Source organism: Amycolatopsis sp. WAC 04182 (genome assembly GCF_003947465.1).
Taxonomy (GTDB): Bacteria; Actinomycetota; Actinomycetes; order Mycobacteriales; family Pseudonocardiaceae; genus Amycolatopsis.
Genome location: NZ_QHJJ01000008.1, coordinates 1 through 20,318, shown reverse-complemented (window position 1 = coordinate 20,318; position 20,318 = coordinate 1). Strand labels below are relative to the sequence as shown.

General features: G+C 69.3%; 18 protein-coding genes. 5 read left to right on the top strand and 13 right to left on the bottom strand.

Annotated features, from left to right (window positions below):
- Positions 1-84 precede the first annotated feature (84 nt).
- The 6 genes from DMH01_RS35070 to DMH01_RS35045 form a co-directional block, all read right to left on the bottom strand.
- Positions 85-696 (bottom strand): TetR/AcrR family transcriptional regulator, encoded by a 612-nt coding sequence (locus DMH01_RS35070; RefSeq protein WP_125682548.1) that lies wholly within the window; start codon positions 694-696, stop codon positions 85-87.
- Positions 696-1,529, bottom strand: coding sequence for a class I SAM-dependent methyltransferase (locus DMH01_RS35065; protein WP_125682547.1), 834 nt, complete (start codon positions 1,527-1,529; stop codon positions 696-698). The genes DMH01_RS35070 and DMH01_RS35065 overlap by 1 nt, the downstream gene beginning before the upstream one ends.
- A 72-nt stretch (positions 1,530-1,601) precedes the next feature.
- Positions 1,602-3,863 carry a cation-translocating P-type ATPase gene (locus tag DMH01_RS35060; protein ID WP_125682545.1) on the bottom strand — a complete coding sequence of 754 codons (2,262 nt, stop codon included), beginning with the start codon at positions 3,861-3,863 and terminating at the stop codon, positions 1,602-1,604.
- Complete coding sequence (locus DMH01_RS35055) at positions 3,863-4,771, bottom strand: hypothetical protein (RefSeq protein ID WP_125682543.1); 909 nt, start codon at positions 4,769-4,771, stop codon at positions 3,863-3,865. The genes DMH01_RS35060 and DMH01_RS35055 overlap by 1 nt, the downstream gene beginning before the upstream one ends.
- 45 nt (positions 4,772-4,816) lie before the next feature.
- Positions 4,817-5,023: a heavy-metal-associated domain-containing protein gene (locus tag DMH01_RS35050; protein WP_125682541.1), complete on the bottom strand. Its 207-nt coding sequence runs from the start codon at positions 5,021-5,023 to the stop codon at positions 4,817-4,819.
- Between the two features lie 235 nt (positions 5,024-5,258).
- Positions 5,259-5,744, bottom strand: coding sequence for a hypothetical protein (locus tag DMH01_RS35045; protein ID WP_125682539.1), 486 nt, complete (start codon positions 5,742-5,744; stop codon positions 5,259-5,261).
- Between the two features lie 243 nt (positions 5,745-5,987).
- On the opposite strand from DMH01_RS35045, the gene DMH01_RS35040 reads away from it, so the two are divergent.
- Positions 5,988-6,725 carry a carbonic anhydrase family protein gene (locus DMH01_RS35040; RefSeq protein ID WP_158633277.1) on the top strand — a complete coding sequence of 246 codons (738 nt, stop codon included), beginning with the start codon at positions 5,988-5,990 and terminating at the stop codon, positions 6,723-6,725.
- A 110-nt stretch (positions 6,726-6,835) separates the two neighbouring features.
- Complete coding sequence (locus DMH01_RS35035; RefSeq protein WP_125682535.1) at positions 6,836-7,276, top strand: hypothetical protein; 441 nt, start codon at positions 6,836-6,838, stop codon at positions 7,274-7,276.
- Here the strand turns inward: DMH01_RS35035 and DMH01_RS35030 are convergent.
- The 4 genes from DMH01_RS35030 to DMH01_RS35015 form a co-directional block, all read right to left on the bottom strand.
- A complete protein-coding gene (locus DMH01_RS35030; RefSeq protein ID WP_125682533.1) occupies positions 7,248-10,151 on the bottom strand; it encodes an AfsR/SARP family transcriptional regulator in 2,904 nt (967 codons plus the stop codon). The two genes, DMH01_RS35035 and DMH01_RS35030, sit on opposite strands and share 29 nt — an antisense overlap.
- Positions 10,151-10,813 carry a response regulator transcription factor gene (locus DMH01_RS35025; protein ID WP_125682531.1) on the bottom strand — a complete coding sequence of 221 codons (663 nt, stop codon included), beginning with the start codon at positions 10,811-10,813 and terminating at the stop codon, positions 10,151-10,153. The genes DMH01_RS35030 and DMH01_RS35025 overlap by 1 nt, the downstream gene beginning before the upstream one ends.
- The gene (locus DMH01_RS35020) at positions 10,810-11,976 is read right to left on the bottom strand and encodes a sensor histidine kinase (RefSeq protein WP_125682529.1); all 1,167 of its coding nucleotides are present in this window, start codon (positions 11,974-11,976) and stop codon (positions 10,810-10,812) included. Before DMH01_RS35020 ends, DMH01_RS35025 begins: the two co-directional genes overlap by 4 nt.
- 119 nt (positions 11,977-12,095) lie before the next feature.
- Complete coding sequence (locus tag DMH01_RS35015) at positions 12,096-12,467, bottom strand: MmcQ/YjbR family DNA-binding protein (protein ID WP_125682527.1); 372 nt, start codon at positions 12,465-12,467, stop codon at positions 12,096-12,098.
- Between the two features lie 114 nt (positions 12,468-12,581).
- On the opposite strand from DMH01_RS35015, the gene DMH01_RS35010 reads away from it, so the two are divergent.
- The 3 genes from DMH01_RS35010 to DMH01_RS35000 are packed head-to-tail and all read left to right on the top strand — an operon-like array spanning position 12,582 to position 16,516.
- On the top strand, positions 12,582-13,790 hold the full coding sequence (locus tag DMH01_RS35010) for an SGNH/GDSL hydrolase family protein (protein ID WP_125682525.1): 1,209 nt from the start codon (positions 12,582-12,584) through the stop codon (positions 13,788-13,790).
- Positions 13,791-13,841: 51 nt separating this feature from the next.
- Complete coding sequence (locus DMH01_RS35005; RefSeq protein ID WP_125682523.1) at positions 13,842-15,227, top strand: FAD-binding oxidoreductase; 1,386 nt, start codon at positions 13,842-13,844, stop codon at positions 15,225-15,227.
- A 26-nt stretch (positions 15,228-15,253) separates the two neighbouring features.
- Positions 15,254-16,516 carry a class I SAM-dependent methyltransferase gene (locus DMH01_RS35000; protein ID WP_125682522.1) on the top strand — a complete coding sequence of 421 codons (1,263 nt, stop codon included), beginning with the start codon at positions 15,254-15,256 and terminating at the stop codon, positions 16,514-16,516.
- A 5-nt stretch (positions 16,517-16,521) separates the two neighbouring features.
- Here the strand turns inward: DMH01_RS35000 and DMH01_RS34995 are convergent, their stop codons facing one another.
- The 3 genes from DMH01_RS34995 to DMH01_RS34985 all read right to left on the bottom strand — a co-directional run bounded on the left by DMH01_RS34995 (position 16,522) and on the right by DMH01_RS34985 (position 19,763).
- Positions 16,522-18,132, bottom strand: a complete 1,611-nt coding sequence (locus DMH01_RS34995; protein WP_125682520.1) for a thiamine pyrophosphate-binding protein — start codon at positions 18,130-18,132, stop codon at positions 16,522-16,524.
- Positions 18,129-18,905, bottom strand: a complete 777-nt coding sequence (locus tag DMH01_RS34990) for a cyclase family protein (protein WP_125682518.1) — start codon at positions 18,903-18,905, stop codon at positions 18,129-18,131. Before DMH01_RS34990 ends, DMH01_RS34995 begins: the two co-directional genes overlap by 4 nt.
- Before the next feature lie 69 nt (positions 18,906-18,974).
- Positions 18,975-19,763: a tyrosine-protein phosphatase gene (locus DMH01_RS34985; protein ID WP_125682516.1), complete on the bottom strand. Its 789-nt coding sequence runs from the start codon at positions 19,761-19,763 to the stop codon at positions 18,975-18,977.
- Between the last annotated feature and the right edge of the window lie 555 nt (positions 19,764-20,318).

Sequence of the window (20,318 nt, the reverse complement as noted above, 5' to 3'; positions counted from 1 at the left end):
CGCGCGCGGCCTCCCTGCTGAAGTCGCACATCCGGGTTACCCAGAACACCCGCCGATCAACCCGTGTCGAACCCGACACTCCGGTCATCGGGCAGCGATACCCTCCAGCACCGTCTTGACCACGGCTTCCACCTCCGGCGAAACGGTCACCGCCGGGCCGTGCGGAAGCAGCGCGGAGAGCACCGTTTCGTGGCAGACGCCGACCAGCATCGCCGCCGCCGCGTCGACATCGCCGTCCAGCCTGCCGAGTTCCTTTTCCGCCCGCAGGTATCCGGCGAGACGATCGCGCCACGTCTCGCGGTCTCCGGCTCGTTCCCCGAACCGCGCGAGCACGACGGGACGGGCGAGGAGCCCGGCGAACGCGGGCAGGATCTCCTTGTGCAGAGCCAACCCGTATGCCAACTGGGTGCGGAGATTGGCCTCGACCGTGGCCGAACCGGGCTCGGGCAGCTCGCCGAGCCCGTCTTCGACCCTCCGCACGTGCTCCGCCAAGGCGTCGGCCAGCAACTCCTCCTTGTCGGCGAAATGGTTGTACAGCACGCCATCGGCGACTCCCGCAGCCCGCGCGATCGCCCGCACCGTGAGTTCCGCGGTGCCGTGCGCGGAAATCAGGTCCGCGGCGGTGCCGGTCAGATGCTCGCGCAGGCTCCGGCCGTCTTCCGTGTGGCGCAGGGCCGCCGCTTTTCTCGGTGACATCAGGATTTCGCCCTGACCAGCCACGCGGCGCCGCGCAGCCGGACACCGCCGGGTCCCTCGAAGGGCCGCAGCGCGGCCGAAAGCGCTTCTCGTGCCGCCTTCGCCGCTTCGGCGCCGGCCAGATCCAGGTGGTACTTGACCGGCCCCCAGTCCCCGATGAATCCGGCCGCGTCGGAAACGTCGCTCCCCCAGACCTGATCCGCCTCGACACGGTCGCAGGCGACCTCGGCGAATCCGGCGGCGGTCAGCACCGAGCGAACCCGTGCCGGGTCGGCGAACGCCGTCGGCCCTGTGCCGTCCTCGCCGGTCGGGGTCGGCAGGAACGGTGCCAGCGCGCCGAAAACGGCACCGAGATCGGTTCCGGCGAGTGCGGTCATGCACAGGAACGCGAGCTTTCCGCCCGGTCGCATCGCGCGGTGCACGTTGGCGAAAGCGGCGACCGGATCGGCGAAGAACGTCACCGCGAACCGGCTGAGCACGACGTCGAAAACCCCGTCGCCGAACGGGAAGACCTGGACGTCACCTTGCTCGAACACCACGTTCGCGACATCTTCGGCCTCCGCGCGGGCCCGCGCCGTGGCGAGCATCGGCTCGGAGAGGTCGATCCCGGTCGCGCCGCCGAGCGGGGCACGGACGGCGGCGAGCCTGGTCACCTGACCGTTGCCGCAGCCGATGTCGAGCACCCGGTCGCGCTCGCCGATTCCGGCGGCGTCGAACAGGAATTCGTTGAACCCGCTGTTCACCGCGTCGTAGCGCTCGTCGTGCTCGGCCCAGTGCCGTCCCTCGTAACCGTTCCACGCCTCCGCCTGCGCGGTGTTGACGATGCCGGGCATACCAGAACCTCCTCCGTTATGAACGTGCGTTCATGAACACGTGTTCATACTGGAGGAGGTCTGGTCCGCTCGTCAAGCGGTGATGCTCCGGAACCCGCGCAGGCGCAGGCTGTTGAACACCACGAAGACCGAGCTGAAGGCCATCGCGGCGCCGGCGATCATCGGGTTGAGCAGGCCCGCCGCCGCCAGCGGCAGCGCGCCGACGTTGTAGGCGAAGGCCCAGAACAGATTGCCCTTGATGGTGCGCAGCGTCCGCCGGGAAAGCCGGATCGCGTCCACCGCCGCCCGCAGGTCGCCGCGGACCAGGGTCAGGTCACCGGCCTCGATGGCGACGTCGGTGCCGGTGCCCATCGCCAGGCCGAGGTCGGCCTGTGCCAGCGCGGCCGCGTCGTTGACGCCGTCGCCCACCATCGCCACGACCTTGCCCTCGCCCTGGAGCCGCTTGACGACGTCGACCTTGTCCTTCGGCAGCACCTCGGCGATCACCGTGTCGATCCCGACCTCGGCGGCCACCGCCTTGGCCACGGCTTCGTTGTCGCCGGTCAGCAGGACCGGGGTGAGCCCCAGTTCACGCAACCGGGAGATCGCCTCGGCGGACGACGGCTTCACGGTGTCCGCGACGACCAGGACCGCCCTGGCCTCGCCGTCCCAACCGACCACGACCGCCGTGCGGCCGAGTTTCTCTTCCGCCGCCTTGGCTTCCGCCAGCCCGGGCGTCAGGTGGTGACTCCACTGCTCCAGCAACGCGCTCCGGCCGACCAGCACCGCCGAACCGTCGACGATTCCTTGTACACCAAGGCCTTCGAGACTGGCGAACTCTTCGACGGCCGGGAGTTCCCCAGTGCGTTCCCGAGCCGCGCGGGCGATGGCCTGCGCGATCGGGTGTTCCGACGCGTTCTCCAACGCGCCTGCGAGCCGCAGCGTCGTCTCCTCGTCGACACCGTCGGCGACGTGGACCGCCACCAGTGACATCTGCCCGGTCGTGACCGTGCCGGTCTTGTCGAGGACGACCGTGTCGACCGCGCGGGTCGATTCCAGTACTTCCGGGCCCTTGATCAGGATTCCGAGCTGCGCGCCACGGCCGGTGCCTACGAGCAGCGCGGTCGGTGTCGCCAGGCCCAGCGCGCACGGGCAGGCGATGATCAGCACGGCGACCGCCGCGGTGAACGCCGCCGCCACCGAACCGCCGGTGCCGAGCCAGAACATCAGCGTGCCGGCGGCGAGCGCGATCACGATCGGCACGAAGACCGCCGAAACCCGGTCCGCCAGCCGCTGGACCTGTGCCTTCCCGGTCTGCGCCGCCTCGACGAGCTTCGCCATCTGCGCCAGCTGTGTGTCGGCGCCGACCCTGGTGGCCCGGACGACGAGCCTGCCGCCCGCGTTGACCGTCGCGCCCGCCACCGTGTCACCGGGGACGACCTCCACCGGAACGCTTTCCCCGGTCAGCATGCTCGCGTCGACCGCGGACGCGCCTTCGGTGATCACGCCGTCGGTCGCGATCTTCTCCCCCGGCCGCACCACGAACTCCTCGCCCACCGCGAGTTCGCCGATCGGGACACGCACTTCCTCGCCGTCGCGGAGCACCGCGACGTCCTTCGCGCCGAGTTCCAGCAGGGCGCGAAGGGCCGCGCCCGCCCGCCGCTTGGACCGCGCCTCGAAATAGCGTCCGGCGAGGATGAACGTCGTGACGCCGGCGGCGACCTCGAGATAGATGTTGCCGTCGCCCGCCATCCGCTGGACGGTGAGCTCGAAGGGATGCGTCATCCCCGGCGTTCCCGCGGTGCCGAACAGCAAGGCGTACAACGACCACAGGAACGCGGCGAGCGTGCCCATCGAGATCAGAGTGTCCATTGTGGCCGCGCCGTGGCGCAGATTCGCCCACGCCGCCTTGTGGAACGGCCACGCCGCCCACACCAGCACCGGCGCGGCCAGCGTCAGCGAGATCCATTGCCAGTAGGTGAACTGGAGCGCCGGCACCATCGCGAGCACGATCACCGGCACCGACAGCACCGCGGACCCGATGAGCCGCTGCCTCAACGGCGCGATTGGGTCGACCGCGGTGTCTTGTCCGACGGTTTCTTCCTTCTCCACCGCGGGCAACGCGGCCGAATAACCGGCCGCCTCGACCTGTTCGACCAGCTGCCGAGGCTCGATGCCGGCCGGGTAGCTGACCTTCGCCTTCTCCGTGGCGTAGTTGACCGTGGCCGTGACACCGTCGAGCTTGTTCAGCTTCCGCTCGATGCGCATGGCGCACGAGGCGCAGGTCATCCCGGTGATCGCTAGTTCGACCTCCGAGTTGGACGCTGTGGCCACCGAAGTGGTGTCCGTGCTCATCAGTGGCTCCCTTCCCCTGTCGTGACGGTGAATTCGGCGGTGCGGACCTTGCCCTCGTGCTGGAAGTCCAGGAACAACCGGTAGGTGCCCGCCGTCGGGACCTCGGCGAAGAACGTGACCGCGGGGCCCGCCGGGGTCCGGCCGTCACCGGGTTCGCCGTCCGGGTGGACGTGCAGGTACGCGAGGTCGCCACCGCGCAGCGCGACCAAGTGCCCGTAGGCGCCCAGGTACGGCTGGAGATCGGTGACTTCACGGCCGTTCTTGGTGACGGTGAGGGTCACCTTCGACGACGTTCCCGGCTTGAGGTCACCGTCGAGGTGAACCTGGTAGCCGTCGACCTCCGCGACGTGCGCGCTCCGGTACTCGGCGGGGCGGAAGTCCCCGCCGGCGAAGAGGTCCGCCCCCAAGGTGATCGCTTCGCCGCCGCTGGGCTTGAAGTCGGCGAAGACGCGGTAAACCCCCGCGTCCCCGATGGCCAGTGGCACGGACCAGGTCCCGTCCGCACCGAGTTCGGGGTGGATGTGCTGGAAACCCGCGGTGTCGCGGCGGACGACGATGAGGTGCATCCGCTTCTCGTGTTCGACGTCGTAGGCGGTCACCGGCGCGCCGTCGGCGCCGAGGATCCGGAAGGTGAAGGGAGCGGTCTTCCCGGGGGTGAGCGTCGTGGTGGTGGGCGTGAGGGTGTAGCCGCCCTTGGCCGACGCGAGCCCGGCGGGTTCGTGCTCCTGCTTGCCGTGCGCCGCTTCCGCGACGGTGCCGCCGTGGGTGTCCGAGTGCCCGGCGTCCTCGCCACCGGGCACGCCGGCCGCGCCGGCGAACGGACCGACAGCCTTACCCGTCGCCCAGCCGCCACCGGCGACCAGGGCGAGTACCACACCGTAGGCGGAAAGCTTCGCTGCTGTGTTCATCGTGGAAGTCCTTAGTGCGGGTGCCACCCGCGATCGTGGAGCCGCTCAGGCGGTCAGCTGATATCCGGCTTCTTCGACGGCGGCGCGCACGTCCGCCACCGCGGGTTCACGGGAACCGGTGACGGTCACGGCGCCGGTCGGCAGATCGACCCGGACGTCGGTGACGCCGTCGATCTTGGAGACCTCTTCGGTGACCGAAGTCGCGCAGTGGCCGCAGGTCATCCCGGTGACGGTGTAGGTCGTCTCGCTCATCGTGACTCTCCTCGTGGTTCAGGCGGCCCGTGCGCCGCTCATGGACCCAACGTACATACCCCCGGGGGGTACCGCAAGCGCCTGACGGTACCCAGAGGGGGTATAGGTGAGCGACGTGCGTCACATACGGGGCGGGGGTAAGGCTGCCGGGGCTGGCCATTCCTTGACCGGAGGGTGTCGCGAAAGCCACTTTCGGGACGTCAGATGTCCCGAAAGTGGCTTTCGCGACATGCTCTCAGCACCGGGGCGGGAGCCAGCCGGGCGTGGTCACGACCTGCTCGGGCGACACCGGCGGCTGCGAAGTCCCGAAACCGAACCCGACGAGCCCGCCCGGGCAGACCCGCACCGCGCCGGGCCCGCCCTGGGTGCCGGATTCGCGCCACGCGACGGGATCCAGCCCGACGCGCCACACCTTCCAGAACGGCGCGCCCTCCCGATGACCGGTACAGGCGTCGTCGCCGGGAAGACCTTCGATGACGCAGACGTAGCGAGAATCCCCGTACGGCCCGGTTCCGCTCCCCAGTCGCACGGCGAGCCCCGAACGCTGGAGCGCCGTCCGCGCGTCGCCGGGTGAGCCGGGTACGCATCGCACGAGCACTCCGGATGCCATGCCGACCGCGACGGTCACACCCTCGGTTCCCGCACAGGCACCGGTTCGCGAAACCGGCTCCACCGCGGGAAAAAGGCTCACCAGGGCGAGAAGCACAGACAAGATCGACACCCGTCGAATACTACGGGTGCCCGCCCGGATGCGCACAGTGAATCTTTCGGAGAACACCGACAAGAATCACGCTCCGTTTCGCACGGAAAGAGAGAATATGTCGGAAATTGGCCCGATCAGGGGGCTTGCGCATTCTTCGGCACAGGAAAAAGATGTGTTCTTCTCGTCCGCGCCACTACCTCGGGTGCGGCCGACTTTGTCCGGATGATCATAGTTCGTCCGGGTCCTCGAAAGGTTCAGAGCGTGACGCGCAGGCGCCTTACCGCATTCGTCGTTCCCCTCGTCCTCACCGGATTCCTGCTGGCCGCGGGCGGCACCGCCCAATCGCGGCAGCCGTCGCAGAGCCCGGTCGACATCTCCCCCGGCGCCCTCAGGTTCGATCCCGCCCAGCCGCGGCTGGAGATCGCCTACGACCATTCGGATCTCGACCTCGAATACATCCGGAAGGACACCTCGGACACCAACGGGTGCGGTACGAGGAATCACGAAGAAACCGAAGAGGCCTTGGTCCGGCCGGGCACCGGGCACGTCACGCTCGCCGGGGTCCGCTACGAACTCGAACAGTTCCATTTCCACACCCCGTCGGAGCACCGTTTCCAGGGCCGCTCCGATCCGCTGGAAATGCATTTCGTGCACCGCAGCGCCGCCGGGAAACTGCTGGTGATCGGCGTTCCCCTGCGCGCGGGCGCCGGGTCGCCGGTGGATCGCGTCCTGGCGACGCTCGCACCGGAATGCGGCGAACCGGTGGCGCTGGCGGACTTCGACCTCGACACGCTCCTGCCCCGGAACAGGAGCACGCTCCGGTACGAAGGCTCGCTCACCACGGCCCCGTTCTCCGAAGGCGTGCAGTGGTTCCTGATGTCCGAGCAGACCGTCTCGCCGTCGACGATCGCACGGTTCCGGGGCCTGTTCGGCGACGGCAACGCCCGCGAGCCACAACCGCTCAACGGACGGAAGCTGACCGTGGTGCCGCAGAGCTGACCCCGGGTCGGTCGAGACCCGGCTTCGTTTCATCGGGATTTCATGGCTCCGTTTTACGGTTCCGGGCACGGATCCGCGGCCGCGGACCGGTGGTCCACGAGGAGACGTGCATGAGCCCGGCGAGCCGGACCCCGTACAACATGGTGCTCCCCCGGGACGACGCGCCGAGTCCCGGGGAACGGGACGGACTCGTCGGACCCGGCTGGAGCTGGGCCGCGTTCTTCACGCCGTGGGCCGACGGTCGCCCGTCGCCGAAGTACCGGTGGACGTTGTTCGAGACCGCCGCCCATGCCGTCGAAGACCTCCGCCGCTGCCTCGACGACGGCACGGTCGGCAGGCGCGGCACCCTCTGCTCTTCCGTGCTCCGCAAGCGCGGGGCGCCGCGGGAACTGGTGCTGTGCGACGGCGCGGAATGGGCTTGCGTCGTCCACGAAGTCCGTGCCGGGGTACACCTGGCCGACGCGGCCGACGCCTACTTCGCGCGCTGGCGGACGAGCATGGCGGGGCACCGCTTCACGATCATCAACGCCGGCGTACCGACTGTCTGGTGAGGTCCAGACCTTCCAGCGCGAGGGTGCGCTGGAGGGGATCACCGTCGGTGCCGATGTTGGTGAGCACCCACTCGAAGTGTTCCCTGGCGGCCACCGGATCGCCCGCGGCGAGATGGGTGCGGCCGAGCCGGTTGCGGATCTCGGACTCCATCCCGATGATCGTCTCCTCGGTGACCGCCGTCAGCGCCCGCCGCTGGAGTTCGAACGCCGCGTCGAGGTTCCCCAGCTCCAGTTCCGCGGCGCCAAGGCGGGCGAGAGCGGTCGCGATCAGCAGGCCGTCCGTGGTCTCCTCGGCGAGTTCGACGGACCGCCGGAAATCCAGCGCGGCTTCGGCGAACCTGCCGGTCTCCATCCGGACGGTGCCGCAGTGGCACAGCACCCTGGCCAGCATCCCCGGACTGCCGATCTCTTCGCTCAGCTCCCGGGCACGGCCGAGGTGGGCGAGTGCCTCCTCATGGTCGCCTTGCAGGTAAGCGAGATAACCGAGCGCGGACAGCGACCGTTCGGCGAGCCATCGGTCCCCCACCTCCTCGGCGAGGACCATCACCCGCCGCGTGCCGGGGATCGCGAGATCGTGCCTGCCGGCGATAAGGTCCGCCATGGCAAGCCCGCCCAGTGCCCGCGCCTCCACCCCGCGGTCGCCCGAGGCCTGCCCCGCCCGCAGCGCGTCGTCGAACCAGCCGCGCGCGCGGTCCAGCTGCCCCTGCGCGGCGTGGACGTAGCCGAGGCAGAACCGCAGCGACGAGACGAGGCGTTCGTCTTCGGCCTGTTCCGCGAGCGGCAACGCGATCTGCAACGCCGTCCGGCATTCGTGATACCGCTGCTGCCGCGCGAGATAGTCGACCAGCCCCTCGGCGACCGAGCAGGCGAGTTCGGCCAGCCCGGCTTCGGCCGCTTGCGACACCACCTCCGGCAGGTCGCCGGCCGCGTCGAGCCAGGCGGAAGCGTCACGCTGCCCGGTGAACGGTCCCCCGGTCTCCACCGGGAACCGCGCGACACCCCACTCGCTCGCCCGGCGGGCGGCGCTGAGGTAGAGCCGGTACACCCGTTTCCGAGCCGCGTCGGCGGCGTCCTCTGGCATCTCCCCGGCGAGCCGACGGGCGTAAACCGCCACCAAGTCGTGCAGCCGGTAGCGGCCGCTCGCGGGTTCCTGCACGAGGCTGGCGTCGACCAGGCTTTCCAGCTGCCGCTCGGCTTCGGCGGGCGAGCAGTCCAGCAGGGCGGCGACCGACAGCCGGTCGAATTCGGTCGTCGGCGACAGGCCGAGCACGCTGAACGCGGTCTGCTCGGCGGGCCGCAACTGGTCGTAGGACAGGCGCAGCGCCACCTCGACGCTGCGATCCTCGGCCGTCAGTTCGCCGAGCCTGCGCTCGTCGTCCGACATCCGGTCGACCAGGTCCTTGAACGTCCACATCGGACGGTTCTGCAACCGGGCGCCCGCGATCCGCAGCGCGAGCGGCAGCCGCCCGCACAACCCGGCGAGCGCGCGCACGGCGAACCGCTCCCCCTCGGCCCTCGGCGCTCCCACGATGCGGCCGAGCAGCCGCTCGGCGGCTTCAAGACCCAGCGCGCCAAGGGAAACGCGGCGGTCGGCGTCCAAACCGGACAGCCGACGGCGGCTGGTCACCAGCACCCGGCTGCCCGGCCCGGAGGGCAGCAGCGGCCGCACCTGGCCCGCGGACTCGGCGTTGTCGAGCACCAGCAGCAACCGCAGCTGCGCGGTCGCCGCCCGCCACGACGCGGCCAGTTCGTCGAGATCGTCCGGCATCGCCCCGTCCTCGACACCGACCGCGCGCAGCAATCGCCGCAGCGCGCGCTCCGGCGTCACCGGCTCGCGGCCTTCGGTGTAGCCGTGGAGATCCACGAACAACGCACCGTCCGGATAGGACTCGCGAAGCCGGTGTGCCGCGCGGACCGCGAGCGTGGTCTTCCCCGCTCCGGGAACACCGTCGACGGCGTCGACCGAGACCGACTCCGGATCGCCGTCTTCGACGAGCAACGCGAGTTCCCGGTCCCTGCCGACGAGTTCGCCGTTGGTGGCGGGCAGTTCGTTGCGGATCCGGCGGGACGGCTCGCGGCGCGGCGCGACACCGAGCAGCGTCTCGTCCCCGCGCAGCACCGCTTCCTGCACCTGACGCAGTTCCTCACCGGGCTCGACGCCGAGCTGCTCGATCAGCCGCTCGCGGACGTCGGTGAACACCTCCAGCGCCTCCGCCTGCCGCCCGCCGCCGTAGAGCGCCCGCATCAGCAACGCGGCCAGCGGCTCGCTCGGCGGATCGGCGGACACCAGCGCCGACAGCTCGCCGATCACCTCGTCGAACCGGCCGAGTTTCAGCTGGGCCCGCAGTTTCCGGCGCAGCAGCAGAAGCCTGCGTTCCTCCAGCCGTCGCCGTTCCCCCTGGACGAACGCGCCGGGCAGCCCCGTCAGCGGCTCGCCGTGGAACAGCCGGAGCGCGTCGGCGAAGGTTTCCACCGCGGCGACCAGGTCACCCGACTCCTCGGCGGCGGCCGCGCCGGCGGCGACCTCCTCCAGCCGGACCACGTCCAGCCGGACCCCGCCGCTGGCGAACCGGTAGCCGCCACGATCGGACACGATCACCGAGTCCCGGGGCTTCTGGCCCGAGGTGTCCAGGCATTGCCGCAACCGCCGGACGTACACCGGCAGCACATTGGACTCCGGCGGCTTTTCCCAGAGCCCGTCGGTGAGTTCGTAGTGGCTGACGGTCACGTCCGGGCGCAGCAGCAGCGCGGCCAGCACGGCCTGCTGCCGGACCGGCCCCAGGTCCAGCCGGGTCTCCCCGTGCCAGGCCCGCAACGGGCCGAGTAGTTCGAAGCGAAGTCGCGAGTCCGGCATGATCCCCCCATCGTTGCGCATCAGCCCGGCACCACGATCCCGTGGTCGAACGCGTACACGATCGCGGCCGCCCGGTCCCGCAACTGGAGTTTGGTGAAGATCCGGCCGATATGGCTTTTCACGGTCACCTCCGAAATGACGAGGGTCGCGGCGATCTCCGCGTTGGTCAGCCCTCGGCCGATCGCCCTGAGCACGTCCTGTTCCCTCGGTGTCAGCAGTTCCGGTGAGCGTCCGCCGCTGCCGTTCCCGGCGGCCTGCCGGTACGCGGCGAGCACCCGCCCGGTGACGCCGGGGTCGAGCCACGCGTCACCCGCGGCGACCGCGCGCACGGCCCGGATCAGGTCCTCGGCCGGGGAATCCTTGAGGACGTACCCGGCCGCGCCCGCACGCAGCGCGTCGGCCAAGAGGTTGTCGTCGTCGAAGGTGGTCAGCGCGAGCACCGGCGGATGCCCGCCGGACCGCCGCAGCCGCCTGGTCGCCTCGACCCCGCCGACGTTCTTCATCCGCAGGTCCATCACGATGACGTCGACCTCGTGCGCGGCCAGCGCCGACGGCACTTCCGAGCCGTCGCCGCATTCCCCCGCGATGACGAACCCGTCGCGACGGCGCAGGATGCGCCGCAGCCCGGACCGGACCAGCTCCTGGTCGTCGACCAGCAGCACCTGGACCTCGGCGGCGGTCACGGGTTCACCCCCGGCACGGTGACCTGCACGATCCACTGCCTGCCGCTGGGCCCGGCGCTGAGATCGGCGCCGAGCTGGGCCGCGCGGACGGCCATGCCCGCCAGTCCCGAACCGTCCTCCGCCGCGCGCCGCACGGTCGCGGGGAGGGAGTTGCTGACGATGAGCTTCAACCCCGAACGGCCGGCGTTCAGCCGGACCTCAGCCGTCGCGCCGGGGGCGTGTTTGACGACGTTGACAAGTGATTCCTGCACGATCCGGTAGAGGCCCAATCCTTCCGAGGCGCCTACCCGGCCGAGGTCGCCTTCCTGTGTATAGCGCACCGCCAACCCGGCGCTGCGAGTGCGTTCCACCAGCGTCGCGATGTCCTCCACCCCCGGCAGCGGGGCGCTGCCCGACGGGGAGTCGGCGAGCAGGCCCACCGTGCGGCGGATGTCGGCCATCGCGGCCCGTCCCACCTGCTCGGCTTCGGTGAGCGCTTCGATCGCCTCGTCGACGTCGCGATCCTGCTGCAACGCGTGCCGTGCCCCGGTCAGGTGCAGCAGTGTGATGCTGAGCGAATGGCCGACGACGTCGTGCACCTCACGCGCGATCCGCTGCCGTTCGGCCAGCAGGGCCTTGTCGCGGGAGGCGTCCCGGTTGCCGCGTTCGGCGTCGAGCACCCTGGTGTACCAGCGGACCATGAGCCCGCCGCTGAGGCCGAGCAGGATCGCGACCATGTACACCGGCCCGCCGATCAGCCCGCCCCAGATCCCCGCCACGACCAGGACCGCCTCGCCCGCGACGGTGACGATCGCGATCCCCCACGTCGTCCGCAGGACACTGCCCGCTTCGGTGGCCGCGACCAGCAGCAGCAACGGCGCGAAATCCGGCAGGACGGGCTCGATGAGCAGCACCGAGGCGGCGATGATCAGCGCCGTCATCCGCACCCACGGCATGATCCAGTCGGTGATCGTCCAGATCACCGACGGCGCGATCACGATCAGACCGGCCAGCGCGATCGGCTCGGGCGGCAGCAGGGCGTCCCGCTGCACCAGCGCGACCGCCGTGAACACGAAGCTCACCGCGCTCGCGCACAACGCCCCCCACCACGGCAGGGTCAGCCCGGCACGGGTGAGACTCGCCTGCACCCGTGCCCGGAACCGGTCCCGCAAGATCCTCAGCACGGCATCAGCCTAGGAAGTCCCGCCGAGCGCGTCATCGTGCGGCGGGCGGCACCCGTCTCCGCCCACGGTAGGAGGCCGGACGAGCATGGTCGGATGAAATCCGGATGAAACCCCGGCGCTCATTCCCGGCTGAGCGCGACCCAGTTCAGTTTCTCCTGTTCTCGTTTCGGCAGGCCCGCGACGACGAGATCGTAGGAGTCCTCGATCATCTCCCGGACGAAGCCGTCGGTCAGTGAGCCGTCCAGTTCGACGGTGTTCCAGTGCTGTTTGTTCAGGTGGTAGCCGGGGACGATCGCCGGATGCTCGGCACGCAGCCGGACCGCCAGATCGGGCTCACATTTGAGGCTGATCCGCAGCGGCTTCGCCTTGAGCGGGCCGAGCGCGAAGATCTTGCCCGCGACCTTGAACACGCTGATGTCCTCGCCGAACGGGAACTCCTCCCTGGCGCCGGGGAGGGCGAGGCAGAGCTTCGCGAGAGCAGCAGGTTTCATGGCGTTCAGGCTAACGGCCCCCACCGACAGAAACCTGTCCTGTCCAGGGCGTTGACCGGTTGTCGGTGATTCCTTGACGATGAGTGGAGCCGAACTGGGTGGAGGCGGACCGACATGCGCGTGAAGTATCTCGCCGTAGCGGGAATCCTGGTGCTGGGCTTGGTGCCGAGTGCCGCGGCGGCCCCGGTGGAGAGCCTCGCCGGCAGCGGCTGGGTGGGCACCTGGGCGGCGGCGCCCGCTGCGGGGGTGGCCGGGACCGACAACGGCTACCCGAATTTCTCGATCCGCAACATCGTGCACACCAGCGCCGGCGGGCACGAGGTCCGCGTGCGGCTGTCCAACGCCTTCGGCCGCGCTCCGGTGCTGTTCGGCCGGGTGACCGTCGCGGTCGCGGCCGGCCCGGACACCCCGCAGGCCGTGCCCGGCACGATGCGCACGCTGACCTTCGGCGGAGATCGCGAGGTCACCGTGCCGCCGGGCGCCGACATCGTCAGCGACGGCGCGCCGCTGACCGTGCCGAGGGACGGCGACCTGCTGGTCACCACGTACACCCCGACACCGTCGGGTCCGATCACCTACCACCCGCTCGCGATGCAGAACTCGTACTTCACCCGGAACGGCGACAAGGCGGCCGACGAGTCGGCGGCCGCGTTCCCGGAGAAGACCGCGGTCTGGCACTACGTGTCCGGAGTGGACGTCCGCGGAGCAGGATTGCGGGGCAGCGTCGTGGCGATCGGCGACTCGATCACCGACGGGGCCCATTCGACCTGGGGCGCGAACCTGCGCTGGCCCGATCAGCTCGCCGACAAGATCAGCGCGCGCCTCGGCGTGCTCAACGCCGGGATCAGCGGGAACCGCCTGCTGCTCGACGGCGGCAACTACGGGGTCAACGCGCTGGCCAGGCTCGACCGGGACGTCCTGAACCAGTCCGGCGTGCGGACGGCGATCGTGTTCGAGGGCATCAACGACATCCAGCAGACCCCGCACCAGGCCGATCCGAACAAGATCATCTCGGCGCTGAAACAGATCGCGACGAGGGCGCACGACCGCGGGCTGCGGGTGCTGGGCGCGACGATCACGCCGTGGAAGGGCTGGGGTTCGTACACTCCGCGGCTCGAGGAGACCCGGCAGGCGGTGAACCGGTTCATCCGGACCAGCAGGCTCTTCGACGGCTACATCGACTTCGACGCGGCGATCCGCGACCCCGCCGATCCGCAGCGGATCAAACCCGAGTACGACTCCGGCGATCACCTCCATCCCGGCGACAAGGGCTTCACCGCCATGGCGAACGCCGTCCCGCTACCCGGACTCCGGCACGAATAAGGGCTGCGCCAGGCGGTTCCGTGGGGCACGATGAACTGATGGCGATCAGGAATGACTAGCGGAGACAGCGGTACCCGAGCGACGGCGCGGCTGGTCCGGTTCGCCGAACACGACGCACGCGCCGAAACACTCCGCGCACAGCTCGCGGATCTCCACGGGACGATCCGGCTGGCGAAGCGGACGTCGAACCTGTTCCGGGCACGGACGGCGACCACCACCCCGGGTCTGGACGTCTCGGGTTTCACGCATGTCCTCGACGTCGATCCCTTGGCACGCACGGCCGACGTCGAAGGCATGGTCACCTACGAGCAACTGGTGGACGCGACCCTGCCCCACGGGTTGATGCCGCGGGTCGTGCCGCAGCTCAAGACGATCACGCTCGGCGGCGCGGTCACCGGCCTCGGCATCGAGTCGTCCTCGTTCCGCAACGGGCTCGTGCACGAGTCGGTGCTGGAGATGGAACTGCTCACCGGCGACGGCAGGATCGTCGTCGCGCGGCCGGACAACGAGCACAGCGACCTGTTCCACGGCTTCCCGAACTCGTACGGGACGCTCGGCTACGCGCTGCGGCTGAAGATCGAACTGGAGCCGGTCAAACCGTACGTGCGGCTCGACCACATCCCGTACGACGACACCGAGGAGTACTTCGCGGCGCTGGGTGAAGCCTGCCGCAACGGATCGGCCGACTTCGTGGACGGAACGGTCTTCGGACCGGGCGAGCAGTACCTGACGCTGGGCACGTTCACCACCTCGGCGCCCGCGACCAGCGACTACACCTGGCTCGACATCTACTACAAGTCGATCCGCTCCCGCGAGACGGACCATCTGAGCGTCCGCGACTACCTGTGGCGCTGGGACACGGACTGGTTCTGGTGCTCGCGGGCGTTCGGCGTGCAGCACCGGCTCCCCCGGCTGCTGCTGGGCAGGCGGCTGCTGCGGTCTTCGGTCTATTGGAAGGTCGTGGCGCTCGACCGCCGGTTCGGGATCGCCGCGAAACTGCTCAAGCTGCGCGGGCTTCCCCCGGAAGAGACCATCGTCCAGGACATCGAAGTCCCGCTCTCGCGAGCGGCGGAGTTCCTGGACTTCTTCCGCCGCGAGATCCCGATCAGCCCGGTGTGGATCTGCCCGCTGAAGCAGCGGCCGGGTGGCGTGAACTCGCCGCTGTACGAAATGGACCCCGAAACGCTGTACGTCAACTTCGGGTTCTGGTCCTCGGTCCCGCTGGACCCCGGCGAGGAGCCGGATACGCACAATCGGCTGATCGAGGCCGAAGTGACCCGGCTCGGCGGGCGGAAGTCGCTGTATTCCGACAGTTTCTATACCGAAGACGAGTTCTGGCGGCTGTACAACGGCGACGCCTACCGGAAACTGAAGACGGCCTACGACCCCGACGGCCGACTGCTCGACCTGTACGCGAAATGCGTGCGGCGGCGGTGACCCGGGCCGGAAGAAGAGAGACGACCATGGCTGAGACGACGACCGTCGGCAAGATCTTCGAGCGGTTGCTCGGCCCGAGCACCGAAGTGTCCATCACCGCCTATGACGGAAGCACGAGCGGGCCCGCGGACGCACCCGTGTCGATCGAGGTGCGGTCGCCGCTGGCGTTGACGTACCTGATGTCGTCCCCGGGGGACCTCGGTCTCGCGCGGGCGTACGTCGCCGGCGCGCTCGACGTCGACGGTGACCTCTACACGGCGTTGCGTGCGCTCGTTTCCCAGGTCGATCAGCTCAGCGCCGCCGACCGGTTGTGGCTGCTGCGCAAACTCGGCCCCACGCATCTGCGCCGCGTCGCCCCGCCCGCCGAGGAACTGCCGAGCCGTGCCAAGCGCGTCTTCGACGGGCTGCGGCACTCGAAAGCGCGGGACAGCAACGCGATCTCCAACCACTACGACGTCTCGAACCGGTTCTACGAACTGGTGCTCGGGCCGTCGATGGCCTACACCTGCGCCGCGTATCCGTCCGCCGAGTCCTCGCTGGAAGAGGCACAGGCGCACAAATTCGACCTGGTGTGCCGGAAACTCGGCCTCCGGCCGGGGATGCGGCTGCTGGACGTCGGCTGCGGCTGGGGCGGGATGGTGGAGCACGCCGTCGCGAACTACGGCGTCGAGGCGCTGGGCGTGACCCTTTCGCGCGAGCAGGCGCAATGGGCGCAGAAGGACATCGTGACCAAGGGGCTCGCGGACAAGGCCGAAGTACGGCATCTCGACTACCGCGACGTCACCGAAACGGATTTCGACGCGGTGTCGTCGATCGGGCTCACCGAGCATATCGGCGCCCGCAACCTGCCGTCGTACTTCCGTTTCCTCGCCGGGAAACTGAAGCCGCACGGGCGGTTGCTGAACCACTGCATCACCAACCCGGACACCTCCGTCGCGCACCGGTCACGCGGGTTCATCGACCGGTACGTCTTCCCCGACGGCGAGCTGGAGTCCGTCGGGGAGATCGCCACCGCGATGCACGACAGCGGGCTGGAGGTACGGCATTCGGAGAACCTCCGCGAGCACTACGCCACCACGCTCGGCGCGTGGTGCGCCAACCTCGACGCGAACTGGGACGCGGCCGTCGCCGAAGCGGGTGCCGGGCGGAGCCGTGTCTGGGCGCTGTACATGGCCGCGTGCCGTCTCGCCTTCGAGCGGCGGGAGATCGAACTGCACCAGGTGCTCGGGGTGAAGGTCGGTCCGGACGGTGACTCGGGTATGCCGCTGAGGCCGGACTGGGGCGTTTAGCGGACTCAATGCCGGAAGGCTTCGGCGAGCCACCACGAGCCGCCGTCGTCGGCGATCTTGGCGTCGACGACGAGCGGCGCGTCCCGTGGCCCGCCGAGCCAGTCCTCGACGGCGGCCAGGTCCTCGACCGACCGCACGGCGATCCCGGCGCAGCCGAAACCTCGCCCGATCGCCGCGATGTCGGTGTCGGGGAATCGGACCGTGGTCATGTCCGCGTCGCCGAAATGGTGGATCTCGGCGCCGTACGCCGCGTCGTTGTAGACGATGACCACGAGCGGAATCCGTAGCCGTACGGCGGTTTCCAGTTCCGAGACGGCCATGTGGAACCCTCCGTCGCCGACCCCGAGCACCGGCAACCGGTCCGGCCGGGCCAGCGCCGCGCCGATCGCCGTGCCGAGACCGAGTCCGATACTTTGGAACGCCTGGGTGAAGCAGAAGCCGTTCTCGTCGGGGACGGACAGATACGCGCTCGGGTAGCCCATGAAGTTGCCGGAGTCGATCGAAACCACGCGTTCGGCGGGCAGGATCTCGTCGAGACGCCGGCTGAGCGTGCGTGGATCGATCCTCCCGCCGCCGGATAGGTCGTTATACGGCACGTCGTTCCACCGTGTGCTTTTGAGCGTTTCGCGACTCCTTCGGTGGCCACGCCTCTCGAGTTCGGCGTGAACGTCCACAGCCGTGCCGGCGACATCGCCGACGACGCCGAGGTCGATCGGCCGGTGCGCGCCGAGCGCGGCCTGGTCGACGTCGACCTGGACGAGCCGGGCCTCCGGGCCGAGGAGCGTGCCGTGCCGGGTGGTCCACATGTTCAGCGCGCAGCCCCAGCCGATCACGAGGTCGGCGTCCCTGATGGGTCCCGCCGTTCGGGGTGACGAAAAGCCGCCCGCGATCCCGATCGAGAAGGGATTGTCGTGGAACAGTCCGTGCGCCACCGCCGAAGTCGCCAGCAGCGCCCCGGAAACCTCCGCGAGTTCCTTCAGCGGTGCGGCACCGTCCCGGGCACCGCGACCGGCGATGAACACCGGCCGCCGTGCTTCGACGAGGAGATCCGCCAGTTTCGCGACCGCGTCGACATTCGGCCGGATCGGCGCCGGGCCGGTGATTTCCGGAACCGGGACCGCTTCGGGCGCCTCCTGGGCTTGGACGTCGAGCGGGAGGTTGAGCAGGACGGTGCGCCGCTGCTGCACCGCCGTCCGGTAGGCGCGGACGGTGTCGGCGACCGCACTGGCCGCGCCGTGCACGCGCTCCGGCACGGCGCCGACGGCGGACGCGAGCGCGTCCTGGTCTATCCGGAAGTTCGACAGCACCGCCGATGCCGCGGTGTCCCCGGCCAGGACGATCATCGGGGTCCGGCTCTTGGCGGCCTCGGTGATCCCGGTGAGGGCGTTGGTCAGCCCGCAGCCCTGATGGAGACTCAGCACCGGCACACGGCCGCTCATCCGCGCGTACGCGTCGGCCATGCTCGCCGCGCCGCCCTCGTGCCGCGCGGCGACGAACCGCACCCCGCCGGACCGTAAGCCGTTGGTGGCCTCGAAATTGCCGCTGCCCACCACCCCGAACGCGGCCCCCACCCCGAGTTCCGCCAGCGTGCGGCCGACCAGCTCCGCGACGTTCATGCCCGTTCGACCAGCGCGTACACCCTGGCGGGGCTGCCGGAACCGCCGACGATCGGAAGCGGGCTGACGACCAGCAGCGATCCGGTGGGCGGCAGGCTCGCCAGATTCCGCAACTGCGTCAAACCGTGCTTTCCCGCGCCCAGAAGGAGTTCGTGGCAGGGGAAGGCGGGTTCGAGGGCCAGCGCCTGCCCCGCGTCCGTGCCCACGGTCTCCACCCCGAACCCGGTGATCGGCGCCTCCTCCGCAAGCCAGCGGGCACATTCCGCCGAGACGCCCGGCGAATGCGGACCGTTCTCGTCGTTGTTGAGGAAGGCCTCCTGCTCATGCGACCGGGCGTCCCAGCCCGTGCGGTAGAGCAGCCAGCCACCGTCCGGCAGCGGCCCGTTCTCCCGTTCCCACTCGCGGATGTCGTCGATGGACAGCAGGAAATCCGGATCCTCGGCCGCGCGGGCCGTCGCGTCGAGTACCACGGCCGGGGCGACCAGCGTGCGCAGCGGCACCTCGGAGACGTCGTGGCCGTCCTTTCCCGACACCCAGTGCACGGGAACGTCGAGGTGGGTCCCGGTGTGCTCGCCGGTGTGGATGTTGTTCCAGTACCAGCGCGGCCCGCGTTCGTCGTACCGGCTGATCTCCTCCAGGCCGAACGGGATCGTGTTCGCGAACGGCTCCGGCAACTGGAGGATCGGGGTGCTCGCGCTCAACGGGGCGGTGAGGTCGACGACCTCGATCGTGCCCGTGGTGATCGCGGCGTTCAACTGGGCCAACAACGACATGCGTGCCTCCCGGGAGTGACTGCGGCGTCCTCGGTCACTTTAGGCGGGTTTCGGGGGTGGCGGGATCTGTCAGTGGGAGCGTGATCCCAAGAGTCTGCCGCGGATGCCGTCGAGGTCGGTGTTGCTGACACCGGCGGCGAGAAGATAGTGCTCGACGTCGAGGTCCTCGAGGGTGCTGAGGATGGCGGCTTGGGTCGTGGTGCCGCGGTTGGTGAGGATCGACTGGATGCTCGGTCCTTGGTCCTCGGTGCCCATCGCGGCGAACAGGGGTTTCAGGGCCTCAGTGGACAGGTCGTAGTCCGCGGCGATGGCCTCGGGCTGGACGTCGGCCAGCGCCAACAGCAGGAGGGTGATCAGGCCGGTACGGTCTCGGCCCGCGCCACAGTGGAACAGGACACCGCCAGGTCTGCAGCGGGCGAGCGCAGTGATGACAGCGGCGCAGCGGCTGGCTTTCCGTTCGAGGAAGGGACGGTAGTAGAGCGGACTGCCGTTGAGTCGCTCATTGTTGATGTGCCGCCAGAACTCGATGTCCTCGATATCGTCGAGGGGTACCTCGATGCGGTCGACGCCGGTCGGTGTGGTTGCGCCCGCGGTGGTGGCGGTGAAGTGCCCCGAGCCCGCCAGCGCTGTCGAGGACTTTGCCGTCGCAGGCCGGATCTCGTCGGCATTGCGCAGGTCGACGATGGTTCGGACACCGGATTGTCGCGCCTGGGACCAGCCCTCGTCGGTGACAAAACGAAGATCAGCCGCCCTGAAGAAGGCTCCGTAGCGAGTCGCCTGGCCCGACCTGGTCGGCAAGCCGCCAAGATCTCTGGTGTTGTAGAAGCCTTCCCAGCTCACTGCTCTGCTCGTGCTCATGGTCGAGCATTATTCCCTCGGTCCGCCGGTTATTGAGAGCCAAGGCCAGACGTGTCTTGTCGGGCAGGGTGCCCTGAAGGCCACCTGGGGACGTTGGATGTCTCAACGGTGGCCTTCAAGACATCGCTTCTGTCCAGGGCCGGGTGCGCGGGGTCGTGAGTGGTAATGAGCGCTCTAACCGTCATTACCACTCACGACCCCCGTCGAAAATCGCATTTTTAGCCACTGAACGGCATTTCACCGCCCAAAGATGTCCTTCACCGCAAAGTCTCGGCCACGCCACCTTCGACCTACCCCTCAAGAGAACACGCTCGTGACGAGAGCCAGTTGGCAATCACCGACAAATCACACACCACCAGAATGCGAACCCGTTTCCTGGAACACTTTTCATATTCGCACACCTGTTCGAACACTGGTATTCTTGTGGGGGTGGTTTCAACTGGTGAGTGCACCGCCTCTAGTCTAGCAACACTTTGCTGAACGCTTCGATCGGCTTAAGCCAGCCCAGCGTCTGCCGCGGCCGGTCGTTGAGTTCGTCTGCGATGGCATCGAGTT

What these genes read in the sequence shown, in the direction of transcription:
- DMH01_RS35070 (WP_125682548.1), bottom strand. Translation starts at nt 696, where the DNA reads ATGTCACCGAGAAAAGCGGCGGCCCTGCGCCACACGGAAGACGGCCGG.
- DMH01_RS35065 (WP_125682547.1), bottom strand. Translation starts at nt 1,529, where the DNA reads ATGCCCGGCATCGTCAACACCGCGCAGGCGGAGGCGTGGAACGGTTAC.
- DMH01_RS35060 (WP_125682545.1), bottom strand. Translation starts at nt 3,863, where the DNA reads ATGAGCACGGACACCACTTCGGTGGCCACAGCGTCCAACTCGGAGGTC.
- DMH01_RS35055 (WP_125682543.1), bottom strand. Translation starts at nt 4,771, where the DNA reads ATGAACACAGCAGCGAAGCTTTCCGCCTACGGTGTGGTACTCGCCCTG.
- DMH01_RS35050 (WP_125682541.1), bottom strand. Translation starts at nt 5,023, where the DNA reads ATGAGCGAGACGACCTACACCGTCACCGGGATGACCTGCGGCCACTGC.
- DMH01_RS35035 (WP_125682535.1), top strand. Translation starts at nt 6,836, where the DNA reads ATGAGCCCGGCGAGCCGGACCCCGTACAACATGGTGCTCCCCCGGGAC.
- DMH01_RS35030 (WP_125682533.1), bottom strand. Translation starts at nt 10,151, where the DNA reads ATGCGCAACGATGGGGGGATCATGCCGGACTCGCGACTTCGCTTCGAA.
- DMH01_RS35015 (WP_125682527.1), bottom strand. Translation starts at nt 12,467, where the DNA reads ATGAAACCTGCTGCTCTCGCGAAGCTCTGCCTCGCCCTCCCCGGCGCC.
- DMH01_RS35010 (WP_125682525.1), top strand. Translation starts at nt 12,582, where the DNA reads ATGCGCGTGAAGTATCTCGCCGTAGCGGGAATCCTGGTGCTGGGCTTG.
- DMH01_RS35005 (WP_125682523.1), top strand. Translation starts at nt 13,842, where the DNA reads ATGACTAGCGGAGACAGCGGTACCCGAGCGACGGCGCGGCTGGTCCGG.
- DMH01_RS35000 (WP_125682522.1), top strand. Translation starts at nt 15,254, where the DNA reads ATGGCTGAGACGACGACCGTCGGCAAGATCTTCGAGCGGTTGCTCGGC.
- DMH01_RS34995 (WP_125682520.1), bottom strand. Translation starts at nt 18,132, where the DNA reads ATGAACGTCGCGGAGCTGGTCGGCCGCACGCTGGCGGAACTCGGGGTG.
- DMH01_RS34990 (WP_125682518.1), bottom strand. Translation starts at nt 18,905, where the DNA reads ATGTCGTTGTTGGCCCAGTTGAACGCCGCGATCACCACGGGCACGATC.
- DMH01_RS34985 (WP_125682516.1), bottom strand. Translation starts at nt 19,763, where the DNA reads ATGAGCACGAGCAGAGCAGTGAGCTGGGAAGGCTTCTACAACACCAGA.